23 protein-coding genes are annotated in these 24,604 nt (G+C 45.5%); 10 read left to right on the top strand and 13 right to left on the bottom strand.

The genetic code is table 11. From position 1 onward, the window contains the following. Nucleotides 1-144 precede the first annotated feature (144 nt). From H6G17_RS23140 to H6G17_RS23115, 6 genes are all read right to left on the bottom strand, one after another. Nucleotides 145-384, bottom strand: a complete 240-nt coding sequence (locus tag H6G17_RS23140) for a type II toxin-antitoxin system HicA family toxin (protein ID WP_192160964.1) — start codon at nucleotides 382-384, stop codon at nucleotides 145-147. Beyond that, the gene (locus H6G17_RS23135; RefSeq protein ID WP_192160963.1) at nucleotides 377-643 is read right to left on the bottom strand and encodes a type II toxin-antitoxin system HicB family antitoxin; all 267 of its coding nucleotides are present in this window, start codon (nucleotides 641-643) and stop codon (nucleotides 377-379) included. The genes H6G17_RS23140 and H6G17_RS23135 overlap by 8 nt, the downstream gene beginning before the upstream one ends. Before the next feature lie 46 nt (nucleotides 644-689). Further along, nucleotides 690-3,302: a bifunctional aconitate hydratase 2/2-methylisocitrate dehydratase gene (gene acnB, locus H6G17_RS23130; RefSeq protein WP_192160962.1), complete on the bottom strand. Its 2,613-nt coding sequence runs from the start codon at nucleotides 3,300-3,302 to the stop codon at nucleotides 690-692. Nucleotides 3,303-3,461: 159 nt separating this feature from the next. Beyond that, the gene (locus tag H6G17_RS34780; protein WP_192160961.1) at nucleotides 3,462-4,139 is read right to left on the bottom strand and encodes a response regulator; all 678 of its coding nucleotides are present in this window, start codon (nucleotides 4,137-4,139) and stop codon (nucleotides 3,462-3,464) included. Then, nucleotides 4,136-5,683, bottom strand: coding sequence for a HAMP domain-containing sensor histidine kinase (locus H6G17_RS23120; protein ID WP_192160960.1), 1,548 nt, complete (start codon nucleotides 5,681-5,683; stop codon nucleotides 4,136-4,138). The genes H6G17_RS34780 and H6G17_RS23120 overlap by 4 nt, the downstream gene beginning before the upstream one ends. 8 nt (nucleotides 5,684-5,691) lie before the next feature. Then, the gene (locus tag H6G17_RS23115) at nucleotides 5,692-6,195 is read right to left on the bottom strand and encodes a DM13 domain-containing protein (RefSeq protein WP_192160959.1); all 504 of its coding nucleotides are present in this window, start codon (nucleotides 6,193-6,195) and stop codon (nucleotides 5,692-5,694) included. Nucleotides 6,196-6,342: 147 nt separating this feature from the next. Between H6G17_RS23115 and H6G17_RS23110 the strand changes: the two genes are divergently transcribed. After that, the gene (locus tag H6G17_RS23110; RefSeq protein WP_192160958.1) at nucleotides 6,343-7,350 is read left to right on the top strand and encodes a DMT family transporter; all 1,008 of its coding nucleotides are present in this window, start codon (nucleotides 6,343-6,345) and stop codon (nucleotides 7,348-7,350) included. A gap of 10 nt (nucleotides 7,351-7,360) precedes the next feature. On the opposite strand, the gene H6G17_RS23105 is transcribed toward H6G17_RS23110, so the two are convergent. The 4 genes from H6G17_RS23105 to H6G17_RS23090 form a co-directional block, all read right to left on the bottom strand. Then, entirely contained in the window at nucleotides 7,361-8,251 is an 891-nt protein-coding gene (locus tag H6G17_RS23105) for a cytochrome c biogenesis protein CcdA (RefSeq protein WP_199316942.1), read from the bottom strand. Between the two features lie 122 nt (nucleotides 8,252-8,373). Beyond that, nucleotides 8,374-8,706 carry a thioredoxin domain-containing protein gene (locus H6G17_RS23100; protein ID WP_199316941.1) on the bottom strand — a complete coding sequence of 111 codons (333 nt, stop codon included), beginning with the start codon at nucleotides 8,704-8,706 and terminating at the stop codon, nucleotides 8,374-8,376. A 50-nt stretch (nucleotides 8,707-8,756) separates the two neighbouring features. After that, entirely contained in the window at nucleotides 8,757-9,257 is a 501-nt protein-coding gene (locus tag H6G17_RS23095; protein WP_192160956.1) for a thioredoxin family protein, read from the bottom strand. Nucleotides 9,258-9,379: 122 nt separating this feature from the next. After that, the gene (locus H6G17_RS23090; protein WP_192160955.1) at nucleotides 9,380-9,823 is read right to left on the bottom strand and encodes a hypothetical protein; all 444 of its coding nucleotides are present in this window, start codon (nucleotides 9,821-9,823) and stop codon (nucleotides 9,380-9,382) included. A gap of 142 nt (nucleotides 9,824-9,965) precedes the next feature. On the opposite strand from H6G17_RS23090, the gene H6G17_RS23085 reads away from it, so the two are divergent. From H6G17_RS23085 to H6G17_RS23070, 4 genes are all read left to right on the top strand, one after another. Then, complete coding sequence (locus H6G17_RS23085; RefSeq protein WP_015154381.1) at nucleotides 9,966-10,289, top strand: 2Fe-2S iron-sulfur cluster-binding protein; 324 nt, start codon at nucleotides 9,966-9,968, stop codon at nucleotides 10,287-10,289. Between the two features lie 116 nt (nucleotides 10,290-10,405). Then, the gene (locus H6G17_RS23080) at nucleotides 10,406-10,576 is read left to right on the top strand and encodes a hypothetical protein (RefSeq protein ID WP_192160954.1); all 171 of its coding nucleotides are present in this window, start codon (nucleotides 10,406-10,408) and stop codon (nucleotides 10,574-10,576) included. Between the two features lie 233 nt (nucleotides 10,577-10,809). Beyond that, entirely contained in the window at nucleotides 10,810-11,898 is a 1,089-nt protein-coding gene (locus H6G17_RS23075; RefSeq protein WP_192160953.1) for a DUF3326 domain-containing protein, read from the top strand. Beyond that, nucleotides 11,891-12,526, top strand: a complete 636-nt coding sequence (locus H6G17_RS23070) for a CPBP family intramembrane glutamic endopeptidase (RefSeq protein WP_199316940.1) — start codon at nucleotides 11,891-11,893, stop codon at nucleotides 12,524-12,526. Before H6G17_RS23075 ends, H6G17_RS23070 begins: the two co-directional genes overlap by 8 nt. A gap of 141 nt (nucleotides 12,527-12,667) precedes the next feature. Here H6G17_RS23070 and H6G17_RS23065 read toward each other — a convergent pair whose 3' ends face one another. From H6G17_RS23065 to H6G17_RS23055, 3 genes are all read right to left on the bottom strand, one after another. Next, complete coding sequence (locus tag H6G17_RS23065) at nucleotides 12,668-13,321, bottom strand: PIG-L deacetylase family protein (protein WP_192160952.1); 654 nt, start codon at nucleotides 13,319-13,321, stop codon at nucleotides 12,668-12,670. Nucleotides 13,322-13,326: 5 nt separating this feature from the next. Then, on the bottom strand, nucleotides 13,327-14,172 hold the full coding sequence (locus H6G17_RS23060) for a sugar phosphate nucleotidyltransferase (RefSeq protein ID WP_192160951.1): 846 nt from the start codon (nucleotides 14,170-14,172) through the stop codon (nucleotides 13,327-13,329). A gap of 111 nt (nucleotides 14,173-14,283) precedes the next feature. Next, nucleotides 14,284-15,519 (bottom strand): class I SAM-dependent methyltransferase, encoded by a 1,236-nt coding sequence (locus H6G17_RS23055; protein WP_192160950.1) that lies wholly within the window; start codon nucleotides 15,517-15,519, stop codon nucleotides 14,284-14,286. A gap of 671 nt (nucleotides 15,520-16,190) precedes the next feature. Between H6G17_RS23055 and H6G17_RS23050 the strand changes: the two genes are divergently transcribed. From H6G17_RS23050 to H6G17_RS23030, 5 genes are all read left to right on the top strand, one after another. Next, entirely contained in the window at nucleotides 16,191-18,731 is a 2,541-nt protein-coding gene (locus H6G17_RS23050) for a glycosyltransferase (RefSeq protein ID WP_192160949.1), read from the top strand. 145 nt (nucleotides 18,732-18,876) lie between these two features. Beyond that, complete coding sequence (locus H6G17_RS23045) at nucleotides 18,877-20,652, top strand: ABC transporter ATP-binding protein (RefSeq protein WP_192160948.1); 1,776 nt, start codon at nucleotides 18,877-18,879, stop codon at nucleotides 20,650-20,652. 2 nt (nucleotides 20,653-20,654) lie between these two features. Beyond that, a complete protein-coding gene (locus H6G17_RS23040; RefSeq protein WP_192160947.1) occupies nucleotides 20,655-21,875 on the top strand; it encodes a glycosyltransferase in 1,221 nt (406 codons plus the stop codon). 30 nt (nucleotides 21,876-21,905) lie between these two features. Further along, a complete protein-coding gene (locus tag H6G17_RS23035) occupies nucleotides 21,906-23,105 on the top strand; it encodes a glycosyltransferase family A protein (protein ID WP_192160946.1) in 1,200 nt (399 codons plus the stop codon). Next, entirely contained in the window at nucleotides 23,102-24,466 is a 1,365-nt protein-coding gene (locus H6G17_RS23030) for a hypothetical protein (RefSeq protein ID WP_192160945.1), read from the top strand. Before H6G17_RS23035 ends, H6G17_RS23030 begins: the two co-directional genes overlap by 4 nt. Nucleotides 24,467-24,604 lie beyond the last annotated feature (138 nt).

Genomic DNA, 24,604 nt, shown 5'->3' with positions numbered 1-24,604 from the left:
TTTTAACAATTTTTTCTCCTATAATTAAAAATCAACAGCTTCTTCCGAAAATTAGAAAAAGCTGATTAGGAACATTTGAGAAGAAAGTGCGATCGCGTTTGTGGTGAAGAGGGTGCGATCGCCTACTCCTTAATAAATAATTATTCACCTTAAAAGGCTTTCGATTTCCTCATTAGTAAAGCCGAATTGCCTAAAAATACGCAGTACATACCCAGGAGACATTTCGCCTGCACCCATATCTATAGGTACGATTCTCTTTTGCTCCTGAAATTCACGAATATATAAGCAATGGTCGCCTTTCCCTTCCCGATAAAATCTACAGCCTCCTTTTTCCAAAATTTTAATTAACTCTCTTGGTTTGAGAGCTGATATATTTTTAGGCATACAATTTTCTTAATTCATAAATTTCAGAAGTCGGTTCTCGATCTTCTACAGTTAAAAATTCATGTAGTTCTTCTATAGAAAGTGGAGCAGTATAAATATTAGTCTCAGTCTCATATACAGCTTGAAACGAATCAATCGCTTCTTTAAGCTTATTTACAGCATCTTCTTGAGAATTTCCCTGTCCTACTATGCCATTTTCCAAGCACAAAGCTACCCAATAACCTGCGCTTTGTCGCAGCACAACTGTGTAAAAATCCATTTGCATATACCTGAGAAAAACAAGGTGGGCATTGCCCACCCTACAATTATGACTTACTAGCAGCTGTAGGCATTCCCAAAATATCCTCAATCCGAGGCATCTCTTCCAAAGGAATCACCCGTCCTTCATCTGCAAAACCTGCAATTTGATCGAAGTTCAAATAGCGATACAAATCGCCTGCAAAAGGATGAATTTTGTGTGCAACAATATCCATGTATTCCTGTACGGAAGGCAGACGACCGAGTAACGCACAAACAGCAGCTAATTCCGCCGAACCAAGATAAACTTGGGCATCTTTACCCATGCGATTATTGAAGTTTCGCGTAGAAGTAGAAAACACCGTCACGCCATCTTCAACCCGCGCCTGATTACCCATACATAAACTGCAACCAGGCATTTCTGTTCTCGCACCAGCCGCACCAAATACACCGTAAACCCCCTCTTCTTTGAGTTGTTTTTCATCCATGCGAGTAGGGGGACAAATCCACAAACGAGTTTTAACAGCGCCAGCACCTTCTAATACTTTCGCGGTTGCCCGATAATGACCGATATTAGTCATACAGGAACCAACAAATACTTCTTGTACCGGATCGTTTTCTACTTCCGATAACAACTTCACGTTATCAGGATCGTTAGGTGCAGCAACAATTGGTTCCTTGATTTCGTTCAAATCAATTTCAATGATTTCGGCATACTCCGCATCAGCATCGCCTTCCATCAATACAGGATTTGCTAACCATTCTTCCATCTTGGCAACGCGCCGCATGATGGTTTTAGCATCCTGATAACCCCGCGCTACCATATTTTTCATCAGCGCGACGTTGGAACGCAAATATTCGGAAACAGTTTCGATACTCAATTTGATGGTACAACCCGCACAAGATCTTTCTGCTGTCGCATCGGTAAGTTCAAAAGCTTGTTCGACTTTTAAATCTGGCAAGCCTTCTATTTCCATAATCCGTCCAGAAAAGATGTTTTTCTTATTCTGCTTGGCTACCGTCAGCAATCCTTTTTGAATCGCAACGTAAGGAATTGCATTGACAATATCCCGCAGCGTTACCCCAGGTTGTAACTCACCTTTGAATCTTACTAACACGGATTCTGGCATATCCAAAGGCATTACACCCAAAGCCGCCGCAAACGCTACCAACCCAGAACCAGCAGGAAAAGAAATTCCTAAGGGAAAGCGGGTGTGAGAATCACCACCAGTCCCGACAGTATCGGGTAATAACATCCGGTTTAGCCAAGAGTGGATAATACCATCCCCAGGACGCAAGGCAACACCAGCGCGAGAAGACATGAAATCGGGGAGTTCGTGGTGAACTTTGACATCTACAGGTTTGGGATAAGCTGCGGTGTGACAGAAACTTTGCATTACCAAGTCAGCACTGAAACCCAAACATGCAAGTTCTTTCAACTCATCGCGGGTCATGGGTCCCGTGGTATCCTGGGAACCAACGGTAGTCATGATCGGTTCACAATAAGTCCCAGGACGAACACCAGGTAAACCGCAGGCTTTACCCACCATCTTTTGCGCTAGAGTGTAACCTTTACCCGTATCAACTGGTTGCTTGGGACGAGTAAAGATAGAACTCGGTTCTAATCCCAATGCCGTACGAGTTTTATCTGTCAGGGTACGTCCGATTAATAACGGGATACGTCCGCCTGCACGCACTTCATCTAAAATCGTATCGGGTTTGAGGGTAAAGGTAGAGATAACTTCGCCTGCTTCGTTGGTAATTTCCCCTTTATATGGATGGATGGTAATTACCATACCCGTTTCCATCTGAGTGACATCGCACTGAATTGGCAATGCACCTGCATCCTCGGCAGTATTGAAGAAAATCGGCGCGATCGCACTTCCTAAAATATACCCTCCTGCCCGCTTGTTGGGAATGCAGGGAATATCATGTCCGATGTGCCACAACACCGAGTTAATTGCCGACTTGCGCGAAGAACCTGTACCGACAACATCGCCAACATAAGCTACAGGATGTCCTTTTTGCTTTAATTGAGCAATGGTTTCTAAGCTACCAGGTTGCCGCGATTCCAGCATCACCAAGGCATGTAAGGGAATATCAGGACGTGTAGTAGCATGGGGTGCAGGAGATAAATCGTCCGTGTTCGTCTCCCCAGGCACTTTAAATACTGTTACGGTGATGGCTTCAGGTAAAGTCGGGCGAGAAGTGAACCACTCGGCATTTGCCCAAGAATCAACTACCTGCTTAGCGTAAGGATTGCCTTCACTTGACAAATCTAGAACATCGTGGTATGACTCATAAACTAGAGCGATCTTACTCAAAGCCTTAGCAGCAGCAGCAGCCAAAGTCGCCTCAGCACTGAGTAGATCGATTAGCGATCGCACGTTATATCCACCTACCATTGTCCCCAATAAGGCGATCGCATCAGTAGGAGAAACCAAGGGACTCGTCACCTCACCCTTAGCCACAGCCGTTAAAAACCCAGCCTTGACATAAGCCGCCGGATCGACACCAGGAGGAATGCGATCGCGCAACAGGTGCAGCAATGTCTCCTCTTCCCCAGCAGGCGGGTGTTTCAGCAATTCACACAAATCCGATGTTTGTACCGCATCCAAGGGTAACGGCGGAATACCTAATGCCCCGCGTTCTGCCACTTGCTGCCGATATTGTTCCAGCATTCTCTACCTCTTTCTCAGAATCTTGCAGTATTTTGACTTCCTATCTCCAGCTTAGTATTGCCATATCAGGGTTAACAGTGCTTAGTTTTACCTGGGTATGTTTCGCTGGGCAATATCTAAATTATGGAAAATCCAGATCTGATATTTTATACGGAAAGACTACGCCCGCAGCCGATAGCCGACACCTCTGACTGTTTCAATTAATTCGCTACCGAGTTTTTTCCGCAGCAGCTTGACGTAGGCATCGACGATATTCGAGCAGGGATCGTAATCGTAGCCCCAGACACGATTCAGCAGTTGTTCGCGGCTCATCACCTGCATTGGATGGCGAAAGAAGACCTCAGCTAAAGTAAATTCTTTGGCAGACATTTCAATTAATTCATTACCCTTGCGAACTTGTCGCGTTAGCAAGTCAAGCACCACCTGACCGACTTGAAGCGTGTTTTTCCTGCTACCCTTGCCATGCGGATGAATGATACTATCCCGTAGCTGCACCCGCACCCGTGCCAAAAGTTCGACAAATTCAAATGGTTTAGTTACGTAATCATTTGCTCCTGCTTCTAAGGCAGCAACCGTATCTTCCACCTCATCTTGGGCAGTCAGAACGATGATTCTTAGCTTCTCTCCGCGCCCTCGAACTTCTTCAAGCACCTGCCAGCCATCTTTGCCAGGAAGTCCCAAATCCAGAATCAGGAGATCGAAATTGTCGCTACGAGCCATAGCTACGGCTTCGTGTCCGTTTTTCGCCAGTGTGATGCTAAAACCGTCAGCGCCCAATCCCTTCTCTAGAAATGCGGCAATGCGAGTTTCGTCTTCCGCAATTAAAATCCGGTTCACGATCGCCCCTCCCGTGGTAGTGGATGTTGAATCGCAACAGCTTGCTGGTAAAAATTAGAATTATTCAGTCGTCCTCGACCCTGAAGCGATGCATTTATTTCCGGTTGTCGCCTAGGTAGAACAACTGTAAATCTAGCACCTTCCCCTAAGCGGCTGAATAATTCCACATGACCGTTGTGTGCTTTGACAAGTGCGTAGACGATCGACAAACCTAGCCCAGAACCTTCAGAACGCCTTTCGCTATTGGAACCACGAGCAAAGCGATCGAAAATCCGCTCTTGGTCTTCTGGATCGATACCTTCTCCCGTATCCCGCACCCAAAATCTAACCTCATTATTTGCGATCGCAGTGCCGAGCGCAATTGTATCTCCTTCCTGCGTGTACTGTGTTGCATTTTGGGCTAAATTCAGGATAACTTGCGAGATTCTTTGGCGATCGCTAAACATTTCTCCCTCTGCCTTTGCTTCCAGTTGCCAGTTGCGGGTGGCAAGTCCCCTAGCTTTGGCAAATAATTCCTCGGTGAATGTCTCCAAGTCGATGCTTTGCCAGCGTAAAAAATTGGGTCTTTCTGCCCGCATCAGTAGCAGCAGATCGTTAACAAAGCGGCTCATGCGTTTGAGTTCGTCCCGCACCAAGGCAATTGTTTCCTGCTGTTCCTGCGGATCGCTGCCGAGTAATTCTAAGTGTCCGCGAATAATTGTGATAGGAGTGCGGAGTTCGTGACTCACATCTTTGATAAAATCCTGTTGGCTGGTAAAAGCTGCTTGGAGGCGATCGAGCATATTATTAAAGGTAAGGGCGAGTTCGGCAATCTCATCCGTACCTCGGACAGTTAGCCGTCTAGATAAGTCCGTTTCAGTGATAGCACGCGCCGTTTCCCTCAGCTGATGTAGGGGCGATAGCAGTCGTCCAGCAGTCAACCAAGCGATCGCCGAAAATAAAACTAGAGCTACCAAAGTCACTTGGACAACTATGATTAATGCTTTCTCGCCCATTTGATAGCGTAAGGTAGCATCATAAATGCCTAATACGACTGCGTTCTGTCCGTCGATTTGAATTGGTTGAACGACACGAATAATATAGCCTTCTCGCACCACTGGACGCTTGGATGGAATAGGCTGCGCCCAACGTGCAATTAGATTTGGGTCTTGTCGTAAGAATTCGGGCAAAACAGTCTGCCGAGAGCGATATAACTGACCGTTGACAACGAGAAATAAATACTCGTATGGATCTTGGACTTGTTTTGCCACAAACCGATCTAGCAAATTTACCCAAGTATCGGCAGTTGGATTAGTTGGCTTTTGTTGGCTTACCAGTTGTTGCAGGAGATCGATATCGCGTTGCAACCGATCGCCTGCCTGCTGTTCTTCCAGATCGCAGAAAATCTTAAAGGTAGCCAAAACAGAAACGAGCGTGATGCAAATAGTTAGGAGAAAGTACCAAATCAGTAGGCGCGATCGAAGTCCAGAAAACGCCAACCACCATTCTCGCAGTCGATTTACCCTTGTCCTTCTAGCTTGACGATTGGTTGCTCTATTTCTCATAGTCCTTGTTATGGCTTTAGCATAGCAGCGCCGAAAGTTGCATTGAAGCGACGACACCAGATCGCCGCAGATTTGAAGTCATCGAGGTTAATCTTGTCTGGAATTGCGTAGCTTTGAGCGCCGCTGAATTCTTGTAAGGGAGCGAGAATTACGTAATCGCCCTGCTTAATCGGATAGGCAGGTGGTTTTGTGGAGCCAATTACATCGCCAGAACGATGCAAAATTACCACCAAATCGGGTCCTAAAGTCGAAGTTTTAAATGTCCGATCCAGTTCCAAAAACCGCTTACCATCTCGATTGATAATACGGACAGTACCGCTAGTTGGATGCTCTCCGTCAACAAAGGAGCCAGAACTGAGTACAGTTGGCTTAGTCGCTTGAGCTGTTTCTGTAACCTGCGTGGTAGCAGCAGAGTGGAAAAATTGATGCGTGGTGGCTGCTTTAGCAAAGCCAAAAATGAGAATTGTAATGACACCAAGACTAGAAGCGATCGCCAAACGAGAGAATTTCATTTGTAAAAGCCTCATAATGTAAGGTAAATTTGCATTGCACCTGCTAGTTTCGGTAACTGCCGTGAACGGTCGATGAAATATTCATGAAAAAGCTTTCATGTTTATTATTCGCGTTTGTCTAAAGCGATCGCAAGTGAGAGTCGTAACATGCCAAGACAGCTTTATCTTTGGCTGGCAATATCGATCTTCGGTGCTTCCAGTTCAGTTACGCGCAGGCTTACTCAACTTGGCTCAATGCATCTAGTTGATGGGCGCAATCCGATTTCGCTCTGCAATGTTTTATTTGTCGGCAATCTTTGCGCCTTGCTGGTATTGGCAATTGTTTATCGTCAGCAGTTGACTCTAACTCGGCTGCAACAGCTTTCTAGGCGGGAATGGGTAGGAGCGATCGCTGTAGCAATTCTAGCAGGCGCGATCGCCCCTAGTTTCATCTTTGCAGCACTTTCATTGACTACCGTGAATAATGTCGTACTCGTGGGACGGTTAGAACCACCGCTCGTTCTGGCACTGTCTATTTGGTTGCTGCATGAGCGCGTCAACAGTTGGGAGATAATAGGCGCGATCGTCTCATTTACGGGCGTTGTCTTGTCAATCGTCCTGCAACCTCCTCAACCTGGAATGATTATGGCAGGTTTTAGGGTGGGAGCAGGTGAGATTTTAACAGCTTTGGGGGCGATCGCTTTAGCCGTTTCCACAATTGTGAGTAAATCCTGGCTTTCTCAATTGCCTCTGGGACTCTACAGCACGATTCGGACAGCTTTAGGTACAGTCGTTTTCTTTGTTTTTGCTCTCCTGCTTTACGGCAAGCATCATTTTATCGATGCATTCTCTCCGTTTTTATGGCAGTGGATGTTGGTATACGGTACAGTCATTGTTGTGCTGGGTCAAGCCTTTTGGATTCAAGGATTGAGGACATCTACCGTTCCCGAAGTTTCGCTAGCTAGCTCGTTTACCCCGATCGCGGGTATTCTATCTGCCTATTTAATTTTAGGAGAAATTCCGACTTTGGCTCAGTATATTGGAGGTAGTATTGTTTTGCTTGGAATCTGCTTGAGTCAGATTGGGAGTTGGCGCAAAGGACTGTCAGAAATAAAAGTGCGGTCTACTCAGACTGCACGGGAAATTGAAGACAGGATCGGATTCAAGGGGATGTAATTACGCTCGGTTAAACAAACCAGTCAATCCCAGTAATTAGGTAAAAACCACCCGCTAGGATCAGCGCCCCACTGCCGAAACGAATCACCCAATCCGATTGACCTAAAAGGATGCGACTTTGTTTAACCAATCCCGTGTAGAGACTGGCAAGAAAAATTATCGCCGTGTATCCCAAACCATAACTAACTAATGCAGCGACGCTAGTAATTTGCGAACCAGTAGCAGCAGCGGCAGCAATGACAGCAAATAACACCGGACTAGCACAGGGAGAACCAATCAAAGCAAAAGTCACTCCCACACCATAGGGTCCTGCTGCTGACACCGAAGTATTGATTTGTGGCAAGGGTAAGTGAATTATCCCGCCATAACTTAAGCCCATGACTAAAATCATCGCACCGACTACAACACTGAAATAGCCGCGATATTCGACGTAGACAGCCGAAGCTAGAGCTGCAAACAATCCAAACAAACTAAATACCGTGACTACACCCAGCACGAACATTCCCGCTTTAGCCAAAGCTGCCCGACGAGAGGTAATTTTGAGCGTACCAATGTAGCTGAGATTGACGGGCAAGAGGGATAAAATACAGGGCGAAATACTGGCAAGTAATCCACCAACAAATGATAGGGGTATTAGCACTAGAGGATTTGCTGTATTCTGTTTTTCTAACCATTGCTGGTAAGGTGTTTGAATTTGGGAGACAATTTCAGTTAGCCGGACATACCAACCTGAGAAATGGGGGGCAGCGATCGCTAACACAAGTGCTGCTAAAAATAGCAAACCGTAAAATAACTTTTTGGAACTTAGAATAGCTTTCCAAGAAGATTGGGGGATGGAAGGGCGATCGGGGATAACTGGAACGATTGCCCTCTTTTCTGAGTTCATGCGTCTGGATTTCATGACTTAGTTCTCCAAGTTATAGCTGATAGCTTGCGATCGAAAGAAAGGAGTAAAGCATTTGGACGAGTATTTGTTATTCGTAATTCGAGGTGCTATCCAAATGCTGGAACTACACGTACGTGCTAAAGAGCTTGCTGCACCATATCCGCGTATTGCTTTTTGGGCTTCAAGCCGACCAGTCTTCCTAATTCTTGCTGATGTTTAAACATCACTACTGTGGGCGCACTTCTGACTTCTAAATTCATTGCCATTTCCGTTGCTTCAGTCATGTCAATTTCTACCAAATGCAAGCTGCCAGACTGCTCGCGAACGAGTTTTTCCAGTACGGGTTTTAGGGTGATACAGCTACTACAGTGAGGCGCTACAAATTTCACCAAAATAGGTTTATCGGATTGTTGTAGCAACTCAAAAGCAGACTGTCCCGTGTGAAATATGTTATTGAGTGACTGAGACACGATCGCTACCTCCATTTAATAATTTCTTGAATGCTGCACGTTGCTAACAGTTACTTACTAGCGGTGAGGCGTTCGACGGCTCGCTCGATCCCATCGACATAATCTTGTCGGTCGAAGTTATAACGAAACTGCGTCAACACTTGACCGTTGCTAGGATTGATAATAGAAACCGTTGAAGTTTGAGCGCGGTGCGCTGCCAAGAAGTCGCTCAACCCCAGTTGCCTAGCTTTTTCTGTTGCTGCTTGAGATGTGGCGCGATCGGTGACATCGAACACGACAAAGTTTGCTTTACCGTTAAACTCCTGTTGTAGTGAATTTGTAATCGGTTGCAGCCTTTGGCAAGCCGGACACCAATCAGCATAAATTTTGACGACAGTAGGTTTTCCTTGCAACTGTTGAGCTAATGGGTTCGGCTCTGGTGCTGAGGCAACTGCTGGTAATAGCTGCGCTGTAGGGAGCGAATTTCCACTGAAGGTGGTTAAACCCAAAACAGCGGCTAAACTACCAAGACCTAAACTAAGTAACGCGATCGAGCGACGATGTGTTTTCATATGTCTTCTCCAAAATTCAAGGTTCCATAGCGCGTCTATTCCAGTTATGAAAATTCATCAGGGTTGTTAATGGTTGATTGTTGATGGTAAATAGCAATTAACAATCAACCATCTCAAAACCTTTAACCCCGATTGAGGCTGGCTAAGAAATTAGCAACTGCATTCAAATACCTGGTATTGTTCACCGTTTCAGGCGAAAGTTCTTCAGCCGCGATCGCCGCCTTGACAAGATCCATTGCGGTTATCCGCCTAGTTGCAGCAGCATCCGCCAATCTGCCATGACTGGGAATGCCGCGATCGCGAAATGCTCCTCGCTCTGCCATAGTCACTAGCTCTTTGGGAGAAAGTTGTCTAACGGATTGGGAATTAACGGTTGATTGCGCGATCGTACTTTTTTGCGCGGTATGAGTCTCGGCAAAAGCAGCAGGAACCGATACGGACATCATCAGAACGGACAAGCCAGCTAGTAAAATACCCTTCACGATCGAGCCTCCAAATGATTTAGTAAATTTGCTTTGCTGCAAGGGTTCGTTTCCCTCATGCTTTCTAATTTCGGATGCCGACATGAACGCTATGTGAATGGTTCATGAAAGGTTTTTCACAGTTTTGTCGCTCGTCTGAAAACCCGATCGTCGAGATAGAATAACTGGTGTGCAATTTACAATGACCGATCCTGCGTTTGATAGGCGATCGCCCCACCTTATACATATGTCTCAAACTTACACTGTTCAAATTCACCACCAAGGCGAAACTCACACGATTCAAGTCCCAGAAGACAAAATCATTTTACGGGCTGCTACTGCTGCTGGGCTGGATTTGCCGAGTTCTTGTAATGCAGGCGTGTGTACCACCTGCGCTGGCAAAATTCTAGAGGGAACTGTCGATCAAAGTGATGGAATGGGTGTGAGTCCCGAACTTCAACAACAAGGCTATGTCTTGCTATGTGTTGCCCGTCCCCGTTCCGATTTGAAAATTGAAACGGAGAAAGAAGACGAACTATACGATTTGCAATTTGGACAACCCCAGAAGTGAAGGACAAGGGAGACAAGGAAGACAAGGAAGACAAGGAAGACAAGGGAGAGAATTTGCAATTCACAATTTACAATTAAACCCTGTACCCTTGCTCGACTCCCGACTCCCGCCATTACATGACTACTCAATTTATCACTCTAGAAATTAATCTTCAGCAAACGCCAGCCCAATTACTGCAAGCAATTGAGACACAATTACGCTTGTCTGGAGAACCGTTACGCTGGGCAATTACTAGCGTAGATATCCCTCGCCAAAAAGCAATTGTCGAAGCAGTTGTTATCAGTTGACAATTATCAGAGAGATAATTAAATTTAAGATTCTGCACTAGGTGCTACTCAATTTTGACTCCTCACTTTTAATTGTTTGTTCTGTTACAGGGATCTTCTCAAAAACAGCCCCTACGAATTTTTCACGGTTGTACGAGCGGGTTTTGGAGCGCCATCTTGGTGAATTGGTAAGGATTTTAGCTAAACCCGCCCTTACGAATTTTTGACTTTTAACTTTTGACTTTTGACTTTATATGAATCGTCCCTACACAGCCCTCTTAATCGTCCCTACTGGAATTGGGGCAGCTATTGGTGGTTATGCTGGTGATGCGATGCCCGTTGCTAGAACACTTGCTTCGGTATGCGATCGCCTCATCACTCACCCTAATGTTCTCAATGGCGCACAATTATACTGGTCTTTACCTAATGCTTTCTATGTTGAAGGCTACGGACTTGACAAATTCGCAGCGGGATGCTGGGGTTTACGTCCAATACATCAAAATCGCATAGGTTTAATTCTTGACAAAGGAATGGAATCGGATCTGCGACTGCGACATCTCCAAGCAGCGGATGCAGCTAGGGCAACTTTGGGATTGAATTTGACAGACTATGTTATTACTGATGCACCTTTGAATGTGGAATTGCGGACTGCTGCTTCTGGGGCGAGTTGGGGAACAATTGGCAATCCCGATAGTTTGTTACGGGCGGCGGAAGTATTGATAAGTAAAGCTGGGGCAGAAGCGATCGCAGTTGTTGCCCGTTTCCCCGATGATATTGGTAGCGAAGCATTGCAAAACTATCGTCACGGACAAGGAGTCGATCCGCTAGCGGGTGCGGAAGCAATTATCAGCCATTTAATTGTCAAAACTTTTCAAATTCCCTGCGCCCATTCTCCCGCATTATCACCTTTACCTCTCGATCCCGATTTGTCTCCTCGTTCGGCGGCGGAAGAATTGGGATATACATTTTTGCCTAGCGTTTTAGTTGGGTTAAGTCGCGCCCCTCAATTTGTCGCTAATCCACACCGTGTAGAGACGTTACATGTAACGTCTCTACATGAAGATATTTGGGCAAAGGAAGTCGATGCTGTCATCATCCCCGCCACGGCTTGCGGTAGTAGCGCCGTCCTCAGTTTAAGCCAATTCCAGGCGCAAATTATTACTGTGGCAGAAAATCAAACCACAATGCAAGTGCCACCCGCACCACTGGGAATCAAAGCGATCGCAGTAAACTCGTATTTAGAGGCTATTGGTGTCATCGCTGCCCACAAAGCAGGTGTGAATCCAACTGTCCTTTGTGGGGCGATCGCAAATTTACATTGCTTATCTACCACAGATGACTAGCCGTAGCCCTATACTATCACTAACCCCTAACCGCCCTGCCATTTCCGTGAGTCAGCAGCAAGATCCGAGTCTTCAACCTTTGTCGCGCCTCCAAATTTTAATGTTGATGGGTGTGACTGCTGTAGTATTTTTAATAATCTCAAAACTCTGGTTAAGATTTGGTTCCGTGTCCCTCTTAAGTGTTAGTTGGGATGCCGGATCTATACTTACAGGCATTGGTCTAGGACTCACTATTACTTCTGCTAGCTTTGTAGTTTATCGATTGTGGCCCGCATATCGTCGTAGTTCGGATTTCTATCTAGAATTTGTTCTCAAGCCATTGTTACTACCAGACATTATCTGGGTAGGATTATTACCAGGGCTGAGTGAAGAATTGTTATTTCGAGGTGTCATGCTACCAGCACTCGGTTTAAATGCTACTGGCATTGCCATATCAAGTCTATGCTTTGGTGCTTTACATCTGAGTGGTTCTCAGCAATGGTCTTATGTTGTTTGGGCAACTATAGTAGGTGTATTGCTAGGATTCAGTGCTGTAGTCACGCACAATTTATTAGTTCCAATTGTGGCGCATACATTTACAAATTTAATTTCTAGCTATCTTTGGAAAATAGGGCAATCTAATTCGTAGTAGGGGCGCACAGCTGTGCGCCCCTACCAAACAACCGTACACCTCTATGACTCTTTTCAATCAAAAAAACTTTACAAAATTGTAAGGCTAGTAGTAGGGTGCGTTTTCAAAACGCACCCTACTACTTTGGTAATTGGTAAATTAAAAAACGAGTTTACGACAGTAAAAAGCCTCTGCGTATTTTTCTGGTGCATTCGATTCAATTCCTCGGATTCTTAAAATTGATAAAAAGGTTTCTTCGGTAAACCACTGCTTTTCTATTTGAGACTGAAAACTACTGAGAATTAAGTGGGTTTTATGCTGGCAAATTATTGAATCTAAATGAACGAAAAAATTAGGTATACCTAAATCGCCATCGTACTTGGGAATTTCATATTCTAAAATTAGATGATCTCTGAAGGTATTCCAAGTTAAATCGGAAATTAATCGATGATCTTGATGTATGTCGTTACGGTAATGAGTCAAAATAAGATCGGGCTGGAATTCTTGTTTTAAGATCTCAAAAAGTTCCTTAACTTCAATCGCCATAAAAGGCAAAAATCCATCTCGAAAATTTGCGATCGCAATCTTTTTTACTTCCGCACCTTTCAAAAACTTTTTAGCACTCTCATAAGCCTCTTTTTCCCTTTGCGAATTCGAGCTAAATATCACCCAATAAAATACAAGGTTCTGATATTTTTCTATCAGTTTTAAAATCGTACCTCCACAACCAATTTCAATATCATCGCAGTGCGCTCCCAAACACAGGATATTATAAGGTGAATCGCTTTTCTCCTCAAAGTTGAATTTAAGCATCCAGTCTATCTCCCAATCTGATATGCTAGACTGAATGTTTTCGATTCATTTGTTCCCCAGCAATATTCTGACTGAGTAGATTTCCATACCTGCCAAGGTGCTTTCCCTTGGCAATACAAATCGTCTAACTGCTGCTGTTCTTTGAAGGTATCCATGCACGCCCAAAAACCATCGTATTTATATGCCGTTAGCTGATTCAACTTCATTAATCTTTGAAATGGCTCGCAAACTAACTCCTCACCTTCATTAATGTATTGATAAATCTCTCGTTTAAACAGAAAATATCCTCCGTTAATCCGAATTCCTGCTTCTTTCACATCTTTAATATCGTTGACTAAACCATCTTCTGTAGTAGAAACAAGGTGAAAGCTATGAGAAGGCTTGACACATAAAAAACAAGCTAACCTATCTTTTTGATAAAAATCATCAATGAATCTTGGTAGATTCAGATCGGTCAACCCATCGCTATAATTTGCTAAAAATACCTCTTCACCTTCCAGATACTTTTCTACCGCTTTAAACCTTTGCCCAATACTAGAATGCAAACCTGTATCGACAAAAGTTATTTTCCAATCTTCAATATCGCTATTGGATAGTTGAATAGTTTTTCCACCATTCAACAATGTAAAGTCGTTAGATAAACATTCATTGTAATGTAAAAAATAGTCCTTTATAGCATCAGCTTTATAGCCAAGGCACAGTATAAAATCTTTATGCCCGTAGTAGGCATAATACTTCATAATATGCCATAAAATTGGTCGGTAGCCAATATGAACCATTGGTTTAGGTAAATTTGTAGCAGCTTCTCTCAATCGCGTTCCTAAACCACCGCAAAATAAAACAACTTTCATAATATACTCTCTTTATTTCTGTCGGAGTAGATTTAAACTGAGCCATAAGGTAGCAAATAGTGTAAATCCCAACTACCAATTACCCATTACCAATTACCCATTACCAACTACCTAAGAATAAACAATTACTTCAGGTATGGGGACAACAAATTTACCACCCCAATCACGAATATATGCCATTTGCTCCATAATTTCATCCTGAAGATTCCAAGGTAAAATTAGAAGATAGTCTGGCTTTGTCTCCAAAATTTTGTTGGGGTTAAAGATAGGAATGCGAGTTCCTGGTAATAACTTACCTTGTTTAAAATAACTGCGATCGACTGTATAATCGATAAAATCCGTGCGGATTCCGCAAAAATTCAAGAGCGTGTTGCCTTTACCCGGAGCGCCATAACCGACAACAGATTTGCCTTGCCTGTTCGCTGTAATTAAAAAATCCAATAACTTAAATTTGGTTTCTTTAACCTTTTGAGCAAAAGAGAAATAATGCTCTAGAGTTGTAAATCCAGCCGCTTTCTCTTCAGATCTTAACGCTTTCACCTGTTGACTAATTGATTTTGAAGTGTCTTCAGCATGACTGACATAAATTCTGAGGGAACCCCCGTGAGTTGATAACTGTTCAACATCAAAAATAGTTAGTCCGTGGGTGGCAAAAACTTTCTCAACCGTGAGGAATGAAAGATAAGAAAAATGTTCGTGGTAAATAGTATCAAACTGATTTCCCTCCATCAACCGCATCAAATGGGGGAACTCCATCGTGATAACTCCCTGCGGCTTGAGTAAAATTTTCATTCCAGCCACAAAATCATTCAAATTGGGTACGTGAGCTAACACGTTGTTACCCAACAACAAATCGGCTTGCTTTCCTTGTGCTACTAACTCTCGCGCTATCTGCTCCCCAAAAAACTTGACAAGTGTAGGAATACCTTTTTCCCGCGCTACTTTGGCTACATTTGCTGCTGGCTCGATGCCTAAAACAGGTATCCCTTGAGCCACAAAGTATTGCAACAAATAACCATCATTACTAGCAATTTCGACAACTTGACTCCGTTCGTGCAATCCCCAACGCCCTACCATTTTTTCAGTGTAATCTCGAACGTGTTGCAGCCAGGTGTCAGAATAGGACGAAAAGTATGCATAGTGACTGAAGATGTCACTCGGACTGACATACTCTAGAAGTTGAACTAAGAAACAGCGATCGCATACGTACACATGCAGCGGGTAAAACGGCTCCATCTGGTTGAGCTGAGCAGGTGTTATGTAACTCTCGCACAATGGTGACATTCCTAGATCTACAAAGCTATGTTTCAGCAAGGAGCCACAGAAACGACAGCACGAGCTATTCATTGTTATATTTTGGCTATATTTGGCTATGCCTAAAACTTACTATGTCCGATCGTTCACAACTAGCTGGCACTAGTCGCTAATGCAACTTAAAACTTAATTGCGATTTAAGACTTGGTTTTGAATACTCACTTTCCCTCTAAACTGGATACTACACACTTAATTTGAGCCTGTCAACCCCATATTTGCAAATACCGAGTTCGAGATATTTGTGCAAAATTTGCACAAACTTGAGGATACTTGCAAAAACAGGTTCGGACTCCAGACATGCGATTGAAGTACTATTTTGCAAAAATCTTGACAGTTAATATTCACCACAATTTTCCCACTCTTGTTGACAGGCTAAATTAGCTACAAGCAAGAGACAACAACTAATAGAGAGAAAATATCGACCAATTATCCTGAGTTGACAATATGGCATTGTGTTACAAGTTCCCAAAAAGCTCGATTTTATAGTTGACACTTGTAATTAACTTTGGTAAGAGTGTAACTTATGACGAGGCTTTGATAGAGACCAATTTTTGCAATGATTAGCGATCGCGATCGCGGTCTTTCGCGCTCTGCCACATGGGTGAGGGGCAGTACTTCTGTGCTGTATCTCAACACAAGCGGCAAGAATTAAGTATCGAGATTTAAAAATTTAGAAATTTGAACTACGAGGAGCGGAATCCTGCATGAGTCTGCCGTGTTCTAGCTTCAGTTATGCACCGCTGGCAACCAGGGAAGCAGTCACAGCTCAGGGTAAGTTTTTATACGTTAACGATCGAAAGTTTTTTCTCAAAGGGGTTAGTTACGGTCCTTTTTCTCAAGTAACACACGGCACTCCCTTTCCCGAAAAACAGGTTGTTGAAAAAGACTTTGCCTTGATGGTAGAACTAGGAGCGAACTGTATCCGCACGTATACTGTTCCCCCTGTATGGCTGTTGAATTTGGCAGCAGCTTACGGTCTGAGAATAATGGTCGGTATTCCTTGGGCTGAGCATATCTGTTTTTTGAGTTCCTCTGCTGTCCGAGCAGAGATTCGGGGCGCGATCGCTGATGGCGTGCGAGCCTGTCGCGACAGCCCCGCTACATTTGCTTATCTAGTCGGCAACGAGATCCCTCCAGATGTTGTTCGCTGGCATGGAGCTAAGCAAGTTCGAGCTTTCCTGAGAGATTTGGTTTCGGTTGCCAAAGACGGAGATCCAACCGCACTTGTCAGTTATGCTAACTACCCCTGTACTGAGTATTTAGATATTGACTTCACTGATTTTTTATCCTTCAACGTCTATCTACACAAGGAAAAAGATTTTCGCAGTTACCTAGCGCGGCTGCACAATCTAGCAGAAGATAAACCGCTAGTACTGAGCGAGTTCGGCATCGATTCTATCCGCGAGGGTACAGAGGGACAAGCTCAGATCCTCGATCGCAAGCTGGCATCGAGTTTCAAAACTGGAGCAGCAGGCACAATTGTCTTTTCTTGGACAGACGAGTGGTTTACTGGTGGGTTTGCAATTCAAGACTGGGCGTTCGGTTTAGTCGATCGCGATCGGCATAAAAAGCCTGCGTTCTATAGCGTGCAGCAGTATTACAAATCGCTGCTGCCACCACAACTACCTGAATACCCCAAAGTCTCAGTGGTTGTCTGTACTTACAATGCCGAACGAACTCTAGACAGTTGCCTTGCCTCGCTAGAGCGGCTCAATTACCCTAACTATGAGGTAATTGTGGTCAATGATGGCTCGACAGACGGTAGCTTAGAAATTGCGCGAAAATATGAATATATTCGCTTAATTAACCAAGAAAACAAGGGATTGAGTGTCGCTCGTAACGTCGGTATCGCTGCTGCTGAAGGCGAAATTATTGCCTATACTGATTCTGATTGCGTTGCCGACCCAGACTGGTTAATTTACCTGGTAGATAAATTTCTCAGTTCGGGACTTTCAGCCGTTGGTGGTCCCAACTTACCCCCACCAGAAGATGCTTTGATTCCTGCTTGCGTGGCAGTATCTCCTGGTGGTCCTACCCATGTCTTACTAAACGATGAGGTAGCGGAGCATATTGCTGGTTGTAATATGGCTTTTCGCCGAGAAGCGCTAGCGAAAATTGGCGGTTTCGACCCGTTATTTCACGCTGCTGGTGATGATGTCGATCTGTGCTGGCGCTTACAAGACCAAGGCTATACGATCGGCTTTAGTCCCGCTGCGATCGTCTGGCACTTTCGCCGCAATACCGTAGCCGCTTATTTAAAACAGCAACGAGGCTATGGCAAGGCAGAAGCTCTAGTCTACTTCAAGCACCCCTATCGCTTTAATTTATTGGGACAACCCCGTTGGTTTGGCAGAATTTACGGCGGACTTTACTCCACTTTCCTCATCGGTCAACCGACAATTTACTCTGGAGTGTTCGGTCGCGGCTTCTTTCAGATGCTGTATCAACCGCCAGCCTCTCTATTTGGCTATCTCCCTCTGACCTTAGAGTGGAACCTAGCAATCGCCCTGTTTGGCACTTTATCGCTGTTATCCGGTCACTTCCCTTGGGTTGCCATCGTCATGCTGTTAATTTCCTGGGGTTGGTCTGTGGCTACTGCCGTACAAGCACCAATTAACTCCCGTTTTCAGGGCATAAAAGCGCGTTTGTTAGTAGCAACGTTAATTTACTTAGGTCCACTAGTTCGCAGTCTAGAGCGGTATCGCTGGCGGTTTAAAGGACTGACTCAGATGGATGCGATCGAGTGCGATCGCGTCACGCAAAAACCCGAAGTTGTGTGGCACAAGTCAGCTTTTTACTTGTCGTATTGGACAGAAGCCGGAATGGAGAAAGAAAGTTTGCTGTTAGGGGCAATGGAACTGCTTTTATCTCGCAAGTACTTTATCATCCCCGATCGCGGTTGGAGCAGTTGGGATTTGGAAGTTTACCGAGGCATCTGGTCGAAAGCTCAAATCAAAGTTTGCACGGAAAATCACGGTAGCGGTAAACGGTTGCTGCGAGTACGGTGCGGACTCAAGCTAACGCAGTTCGCTAAAATGACAGCGATCGGCTGTAGCTTAATGGCAGTTGCCGCGATCGCCCTTGGCAGGTCAGAACTAGGCGCGATCGCAATTATATTGAGTACGATTACCGCTACGACAATTCTCTATCAACACTCCCACCTCGGTCGCATTCTCTACCACGTCATGGAAAACGTGGCACAAAGGCTTTATTTGTTACCGACTGACAATAAAGGTGGTGCGTGAGGAGAATTCGGAATTCCGAATTCCGAATTCCAAATTCATTGTGAATTGTGAGTTGTGACTTGTAATTGCTCCCTTGTCCCCCTTGTCCCAATGCGTGAATTTTGAATTTTGGATTTTGTCCTCGGTTCCCGACTCCCGGTTTTTAATGATAATAGTCCTCGCTCGTAAAACCTTACGCTACCTTCTGCCCTATCGCTTTCTATTTTTAGTGGCGATCGCGCAGGTGATTTTGCTGAATGCTTTAGAATTACTCAAACCTTGGCCCCTCAAGCTGATTATCGACAACGTACAAGTCGGCGGTCAGCCGCTCCCGTGGGAATTTTTAAAAGGCTTGTCCCGCGAGCAGCTACTTTTGGCGATCTGTATCGGACTGGTGCTAATTTACCTACTTTGGGGTGGTCTGTCACTATTACATAACTACACCACTATTAGCATTGGTCAGCGCATGGTCAACGATTTGCGCGGCGACCTCTACAGCCACTTGCAGCGCCTTTCTCTAGCATTTCACAATCGCCAGCAGGTAGGAGACTTACTTTACCGCATTGCTACCGATACCTACGCAATTCAAAGCCTGACGATGAACACCGTAATTCCCATCCTCTCAGCAGTGGTATTTTTGGTGGGAATGTTTATTATCATGGTGCAGCTCGATCCGTTACTGACTTTCTTAGCACTGAGCGTTTGTCCGGCTTTGTCGATCGCGCTGTCGCTGCTAAATCGCCCGATTAACAAAGCAGCAACTCAATCTCACCAACAAGAGAGCGTGGTTTATTCGCTGGTGCAGCGAAATATTTCTGCCATGCGAATCATTCAGGCTTTTACCAAAGAAGATGAAGAACACAGCAAGTTCATGGCGGCGAGTCGGGAGAGCTTAGCAGCGCGGTTGCGACTTTACAATCTACAAAGTCTTTACTCTGGGGTAGTAAGTTTAGTTAGCGCCGTGGGTACTGCCTTAGTCGTGTGGGTTGCTGCTAATCAAGTATTGGCTGGTGAATTGACGGTGGGCGAGTTAGTGTTATTTACCTCTTATCTTGCCTCGCTTTACGACCCAATTAATAGTATTAGTCAAACCTACGGAATGACTCAGTGGGCGCAGGTGGGCGTGATGCGAGTGTTTGAAATTTTGGATATCGAGCGAGATCTGCCAGAGGGGACTAAAACATTTCCTACAGTTGGAGCTAAAGGAGAAATTGTCTGGGATAATGTCAGTTTCGATTATTTACCCGACCAGCCGACGTTGAAACAAATTAATTTGCGCGTGCAGGTAGGAAAGAAAGTGGCAATTGTCGGTTCCACGGGAGCGGGAAAATCGACTTTAGTTAGCCTGCTACCACGCTTTTACGATCCGCAAGTCGGTCGAGTCACGATTGATGGAGTTGACGTGCGAGAATTTCAACTGAAATCCTTGCGCCGTCAGATTGGTATGGTGCTTCAGCCGCCGATCGTCTTTCCCCTCAGCTTTCGGGAGAACATCGCCTACGGTCGCCCCGATGCAGCCCTGTCAGAGGTCGTGACTGCTGCGCGTCTTGCTCGAATTCACGATTTAATTGTCAGTACGTCCCAAGGATACGACACGGTAGTAGGGGAGAGGGGAGCGACTCTTTCAGAAGGAGAAAGACAACGCTTGACGATCGCCCGAGCAATTTTACTAGACGCACCGATTTTAATCTTGGACGAACCCACCTCCTCAGTGGATGCCGAAACTGAAGCACTGATTATGGAAGGGTTAGACCGACTTACAGTCGGACGGACAACCTTAATTATTGCCCACCGACTCTCAACCGTGCGTCAAGCTGATTCAATTGTCGTGTTACGAGCCGGACAGATTGTCGAACAAGGTACATTTGCCGAATTGATGAGTCAGCGGAGTGCATTTGCGGCGCTCTACCGTACCCAGTTCAGTTTACAGGGGGAGAAATAAATATGTCGCTGCGGATTGCGATCGCTGGTTTGGCTGGGACGTATCCCTTCGGGGGCATGTTTTGGCACTACTTACAATACTTACTCGGATTGCAACGGCTCGGTCACGATGTCCTATATATAGAAGATACGGGTAAATGGTGTTACGACCCGATTGCGAAAACATTTGTTGAAGACGGGTCGAAAAACGCTGCCTTTTTAGCGCGAGAACTAGCCATTTTAGACGAGAGTTTGAGCGATCGCTGGTTTTTTCGCGATGTAACTGGCAAAACCTACGGTCGTCCTTGGCACGATGTCGTCGAGTTCTGCCGCAGTGCCGACCTGTTACTCCACATTTCTGCTGGGCATTGGATGCGCGAGGAAAACTTTACCAATGCCAAAGTCATATTAATCGATACCGATCCTTTATACACCCAAGCCGGACTGCTGACTGGTTCCCCTGCGGAAGTCGCAGCCCGCGTTGCTTGGTGGCAGGAACATCACGACGTTTTCTTCAGCTTTGGAGAAAATATAGGCGCTACTGATTGTAAAGTTCCCTGCGAATCTTTTGACTGGATACCCACACGCCAACCAATAGTATTAGACTGCTTCGACCGAGCAGCCGTACCAGTCACAGAGCGGCGACCCGTACTAACAACCGTGGCATCGTGGGAACCAAAAGAAAAGGGTCCAATAGTAAATGGCGTTGCTTATACCGGAAAAAGTAGCGAATTCGAGCGCTACATGGATTTACCATCTCACAGTCCGCTACCACTCGAATTAGCTTTAAGTGGTTCCGCTCCAGTCGAGAGGCTGCAAGAATGCGGTTGGATTGTGCGCGATGGCTACGAAGTTTCCCACAACCCTTGGATTTACCGAGATTATCTCGCTCATTCCTTTGGCGAATGGAGTATTGCTAAGAACGCTTACGTTGCTAGTCAAAGCGGTTGGTTTTCTTGTCGCACAGCCAGCTACCTCGCCCTTGGCGTACCAGTCATTTTACAAGATACAGGATTTAGCAAAACTATTCCTACTGGGGAAGGGCTATTGACATTTACGACAACAGCTCAAGCAGCAGAGGCAATTGAGAAATTAAAAACCAACCCGCAGCGACACGCCAAAGCTGCCAGAGAAATCGCTCAAGAGTATTTTGACTCGGATAAGGTGCTGACGAATTTGATTGAAAAAGCAGGGAGCCGGGAGTCGGGAAGACAAGGGGGACAAGGGGGACACGGGAGCAATTAGCAATTAATAATTAGCAATTAACAATTAATAATGACTAAAGTTACTGTAGCTCTAACTACGTATAATCGATCGCCATTACTCAAGCTTAGTTTGGCAAGTGTTTTAGCTCAAGACTATCCAGACTTTCGGGTGATGGTACTCGATAATGCTTCGACTGACGATACTGAAATAGTCGTGCGATCGCTTGCCGAAGGCGACGATCGCGTCACTTACATTCGTAACGAAACTAATATTGGTGGTTTAGGTAATTGGAATCTCGCTATTGAATTAAATACTAGTCCTTATTTAACAATTTTGAGCGATGACGATTTGATGCTGCCAGAGTTGATAAGCGAATCTGTCCGAGCTTTAGACGAGCATCCGCAAGTCGGGTTTTCATTTGCAATGGTGAGGCTGATCGATGCTGCTGGTAATTCTCTAGATTTACAACACACGGGAAATATTTCTGGTGGTTTAGTCAAGGGTCTTGATTTCCTCGAACAGACGATTTCCTGGCAGGGTTGTCCGGTTTATACTTCTAGTCTGTTTTTTCGCGCTTCAGCATTGGCAGTCGTGGGACAGTTTGATAGTCCCCATTCTAAGCATACATTTGACTTGACGACGATCTATCGGCTGGCTACCAAGTTCGACATTTTCTTTTTAGCCCGAGAACTCGCTCAAGTCCGCCTGCACTCAGGACAGATTACCGAAACAGACTGGCGTTTCGATCGCAACGGACCAATTGGTGTCATTGCTGAAATTACCGATGCTGTCGCTTATCTGTTGCAAAGCGATCGCGCTAGGGATGAGAACTATCGCCAATGGCTTGCCGAGCGCTTTCTTGCCCTACACGCACGCCAAAGCGAATACACGCAAATGGCTTTACCCCACATGCAACAAACTTGGGAAGAACGATTGCAATTAGCCAGCCAGGAAATTGCTCGGTTAATCCCCCCAGAAGAAGCCTACATTCTCGTTGATGACGGTCAGTGGCAAGGGGAAGCGATCGCCTCTGCACCAGCAATTCCTTTTCTGGAAAAAGATGGGCAGTACTGGGGCGCACCACCAGACGATCTGACTGCAATTCAAGCACTGGAACGTTGGCAAAGTAAAGGAGTGCAGTTTATTGTTTTCGGTTGGTCGGCGTTTTGGTGGCTCGATTACTATTCTGGACTGGAACGTTATCTGCGATCGCATTGCCGCTGCGTGTTGAAAAATACCCGCCTTGTTGTGTACGGGCTTCAACCATGATGCAAAAGTCAAAATTCAAAATTCAAAAGTCAAAATTCAAAATTTCTCGACTCCCGACTCCTATACGGGCGGGTTTTGACCGAAGATTTACTGTCTCAATCGGGGAGCTATTTGCTAAACTCGCCCCTACAACTCCCGACTCCCGACTCCTGTACGGGCGGGTTTCCAAACCCGTCCCTACCGACTCCCACTCTCCGATTCCCGATCGCGCCAGTTGCCTGCGAATCGTTGTCCTCGGCTACATCGTGCGCGGTCCTTTGGGTGGAATGTCTTGGCATCCTTTGCAATACCTGATGGGTTTGGCAAACTTGGGTCACGATGTTTATTTCATCGAAGATAGCGATGATTATCCCTCTTGCTACGACCCGACGCGCGGTTATATGGATATCAATCCTACTTATGGCTTGAAATATGCCGCGAGTATCTTTGAGCAAGTTGGTTTAGGCGATCGCTGGGCGTATTACGATGCCCATACAAGTTCATGGTTGGGAGGTTGTGCTGACCGGATTGAGGAAATTTGCGCGACTGCCGAGCTGTTACTCAATTTAGATGGAGTCAACCCGCTGCGCCCTTGGCTGCTGCAAATTCCCGCCCGCGCATTAGTTGAAGGAGATTCAGCCTTTACCCAAATTCGCCACCTCACCGATGCTTATGCTTACGAACAAGCGCGACAGCATACAACTTTCTTTTCTTGTGCGGAAAATATCGGTCAGAGCAAATGTACTGTCCCCGATGATGGTTTTCCCTGGCAACCCACGCGCCAACCGATCGTTCTCGCTGCCTGGTCGGTAAAACCTTTAACTGATGCCGCAGCCAAATTTACGACAGTCATGCAATGGGAAAGTTATCCACCACGAGAATACAAAGGCATTCGCTATGGCTTAAAGGCAGATGCTTTTCCCCCTTACATAGATTTGCCAAAGTGGGTAGGATCGATCTTGGAGCTAGCAGTAAGTGGAGGTAATACACCTACTGAGCTACTAGCAACTAAAGGCTGGAGAGTACGAGAGCCGCCCACGCAAACACCCTGGACTTACCAAGAATACATTCAACAATCGAAGGCAGAGTTTAGTATAACTAAAGATGCTTTTGCCGTGACTTACAGTGGTGTGTTTAGCGAACGCAGCGCTTGCTATCTCGCTAGCGGTCGTCCCGTAGTGATTCAAGACACGGGTTTTTCCAATTGGTTGCCTACTGGTGCAGGCGCGATCGCATTTAGTAACTTAGAGGAGGCGATCGCGGGGATTGAAGCAATTAATAGCCGCTACGAATTCCACTGCCAAGCAGCAAGAGCGATCGCCCACGAATATTTCGATGCCTGTCACGTCCTGCCACCTTTACTTGAAGCCGCCATGAAATAAGAGCAGAGGGGCAGAGGAAGCAGAGGAAGCAAAAACTGTCAACCAACAACCCATTACCCATTACCCATTACCCATTACCCATTACCCATTACCCATTACCAACTACCCATACCCTGACAACTGATAACTGATAACTGA

Source organism: Chroococcidiopsis sp. [FACHB-1243], from assembly GCF_014696895.1.
Taxonomy (GTDB): Bacteria; Cyanobacteriota; Cyanobacteriia; order Cyanobacteriales; family Chroococcidiopsidaceae; genus Chroococcidiopsis.
The sequence above is the reverse complement of the archived record's forward strand: the minus strand, read 5'-3'. Positions and strand labels throughout refer to the sequence as shown.